Raw genomic sequence first — 2,941 nt, forward strand, 5'->3', positions numbered from 1 at the left:
GCTGTGACCGGTACCGGGAGCCTCACACGGTCATCGGGCGGTCGTGCGGCCCGATCGGCGCCGCGAGCCGGGTCGCGCCCGTCAGCCACCGGTCCACCGCGGCTGCCGTCGAGCGGCCCTCGGCGATGGCCCACACGATCAGCGACTGGCCGCGGGCCGCGTCGCCCGTCGCGAAGACACCCGGCACGTTCGTCGCGAAGTCCGCGTCGCGGGCGAGGGTGCCGCGGTCGTCGAGGTGGAGGCCGAGCTGGTCGACCAGGCCGCCCGGCGTCCGCTCCGGCCCGGAGAATCCGAGCGCGAGCAGCACCAGATCGGCGGGGAGCGTACGCGCGGTGCCGGGCCGCGGGCGGCGCTCCGCGTCGACCTCGGTCACGTGCAGGGCGCGCACCCGGCCCGCCGCGTCGCCGTCGAAGCGGAGGGTGGACGCGGCGAAGAGGCGGGCGTCGGCGTCCGCCGCCGGAGAGACGCGGAGCTCGTCCGCCTCCTCGTGGGCGGGGGAGAGGCGGTAGATCTTCGGGTACGTCGGCCAGGGCTCGGCCAGTTCGTCGCGCAGGTCGCCCGGCCGTTCGTAGATGTCCAGCTGCGTGACGGACGCGGCGCCTTCACGGACCGCCGTACCCAGGCAGTCCGCTCCGGTGTCGCCGCCGCCGACGATCACGACGTGCTTGCCCGCGGCGGACAGCGGGGAGGTGTCGAGGTCTCCCTCGCACACGCGGTCGGCGAACGGGAGATACTCCATCGCCTGGTGGATGCCGTGCAACTCCCGCCCCTGGACGTCCAGTTCACGCCAGGCGGTGGCGCCGACGGCGAGCACCACCGCGTCGTACCGGCTGCGCAGCTCCGCGGCGCCGATGTCGCGCCCGATCGTGACGGACGTACGGAAGACCGTGCCCTCGTCCCGCATCTGCGCGAGCCGCCGCTCCAGGTGGTGCTTCTCCATCTTGAACGCGGGGATGCCGTAGCGCATGAGCCCGCCCGCGCGGTCGTCGCGCTCGTACACGGCGACGGTGTGTCCGGCCCGGGTCAGCTGCTGGGCGGCGGCGAGTCCGGCCGGTCCCGAGCCGACGACGGCGACGGCCTTGCCCGAGTGCCGGTCCGGGGGACGGGGCGGGTTGAGGCCGTCCTGCCAGGAGCGGTCGGCGATGGCCGCCTCGACGTTCTTGATGGTCACCGCGGGCTGGTTGATGGCGAGGACACAGCCCGACTCGCAGGGGGCGGGGCAGAGGCGGCCGGTGAACTCGGGGAAGTTGTTCGTGGCGTGCAGCCGCTCCGCGGCCGTCCGCCAGTCGGCGCGCGAGACGAGTTCGTTCCAGTCGGGGATCAAGTTGCCCAGCGGGCAGGCGTCGTGGCAGAAGGGGATGCCGCAGTCCATGCAGCGGTCGGCCTGCCGCTCGACGATCGGCAGCAGTGCGCCGGGGACGTACACCTCGTCCCAGTCCTTGGCCCGTTCGCCGACGGGGCGGCGCGGCCATTCCCGGCGGGCGGTGGTGAGGAAGCCTTTGGGGTCGGCCATGGCCGTCTCCCTCGCGTGCTCTCGCAGGCTTTCGGCCACTGTACGACGGGAGGGCGGGCCCGGCATGTCCGCGGGTCCGTGCCGGGCTGGAGCGGGTCAGGTCAGGTCAGGTCAGGTCAGCGCGAGAATGAAGGACGCCGATGCGGCCAGCGAGGCTCCGACCCGGATGTGGTTCCACAGGGTCCATTCACCGACGTACGTACGCCAGTAGTCCGCGCTCTGCGGCGCCTGCGCGTCGAGCTTGGCGAGGGCGTCGTTGCGCGGGACGTTCGCGACGACGGTCACCCCGAACGAGCCGAACAGATACAGCGCGCTGCCCAGGAGCAGCTCGACGGTGCCTTCGTCGGGCCAGAGCACGAAGGTGACGACGGCGACGACGGCGCTGAGGCCCGCGGCGCCCATGAACACGGCCATGAACCCGGCGGTGACCGCCTTGACGTTGATCGACTGCATCGCCGCGATGCCCTGCGCCGGGGGCAGCGCGGCCAGGGCGGGCATCACGAACGTGGAGAACGCGACGAACGCTCCGGCGACCAGGCCCGCGGCGAGCGCACCAAGGACGACGAGCACGAAATATGGTCCCTCGATCATGGCAACTCCCGCGTCGTGTAAGGCAGCCGTCAGGTGAGTGAGCCGCAGTGATCCTCCATGGCGCGGCGTCGTACCACAAGTGAATTGCCCCTACCGGGCAGAAGACCATGCGCGGGACGCGCGAAGGCATGCGCGGCCGTCTGGGACGGGGAAGCGGGTCGCGGGCTGCGGGCTGCGGGCTGCGCGTGGCAGGTGCCGGCTGCGGGTGGCGGGCGTTGCGATGTGGGGTGCGGGCCAGGGGTGACGGATGTCGGGGCATGCGTTGCGGGCGTTGGCGTCGGGCGTCCCGGCGTCCCGTTTCGGGCCGTGGGCTACAGGCCCCGGGCGGCGGGCCGCAAGCCCCGGGCTGCTGGGGTCGTACCCCGACGCGGGGGTCCGGATCTCAGGCCCAGGGGCCAGGCTCCGCGTGCCGCTGTTCAGACCGCCAGGCCCTCGTGCCCCGGCTCCCGCCAGGCCCGGAGTACCGCTTCCACCGCCGGGGCGATCCGGCGGCGGGCCTCGCCGCGGGGGACTTTGCTCATGAGGAGGCGGTCGTACGGCGTGTCCGTGTGCCGGACGGCGGCCACCACGGCCGCCGTCACCGCGGAGGCGGACAGCGCCCGGCCCGCCGCGCTCCGGCCCACCCGCCCGCTGCCCCGCACCGACGCGTGCGCGGCGATCGCCCGGGTCCGCTCATCGGGGCAGGCGGGGAAGAGGCGGCGTATCTCGTCCGCGAAGGCCGCCGTGAAGCGCACGTCCTCCGCGGCCCGGCGCACTGCGTCCCGTGCCCGGCGGCGCGCCCGCGCCTCCGCGTCCGCGAGGCACCGCGCCTCGGCCCGCGCGAGCGCCGCCTCCTCC

3 protein-coding genes are annotated in these 2,941 nt (G+C 74.2%); all 3 read right to left on the reverse strand.

Going from position 1 to position 2,941, the window contains the following annotated elements; all coding sequences use genetic code 11:
- Positions 1-22 precede the first annotated feature (22 nt).
- On the reverse strand, positions 23-1,513 hold the full coding sequence (locus ACQKIP_RS44105) for a glutamate synthase subunit beta (protein WP_365853049.1): 1,491 nt from the start codon (positions 1,511-1,513) through the stop codon (positions 23-25).
- A 111-nt stretch (positions 1,514-1,624) separates the two neighbouring features.
- A complete protein-coding gene (locus ACQKIP_RS44110; RefSeq protein WP_365853051.1) occupies positions 1,625-2,104 on the reverse strand; it encodes a DUF1772 domain-containing protein in 480 nt (159 codons plus the stop codon).
- Positions 2,105-2,520: 416 nt separating this feature from the next.
- Positions 2,521-2,941: DUF2293 domain-containing protein (locus tag ACQKIP_RS44115; RefSeq protein WP_427745573.1), on the reverse strand; the 421-nt coding region annotated here is incomplete at its 5' end.

Source organism: Streptomyces sp. NPDC059900 (assembly GCF_050270335.1).
GTDB lineage: Bacteria > Actinomycetota > Actinomycetes > Streptomycetales > Streptomycetaceae > Streptomyces.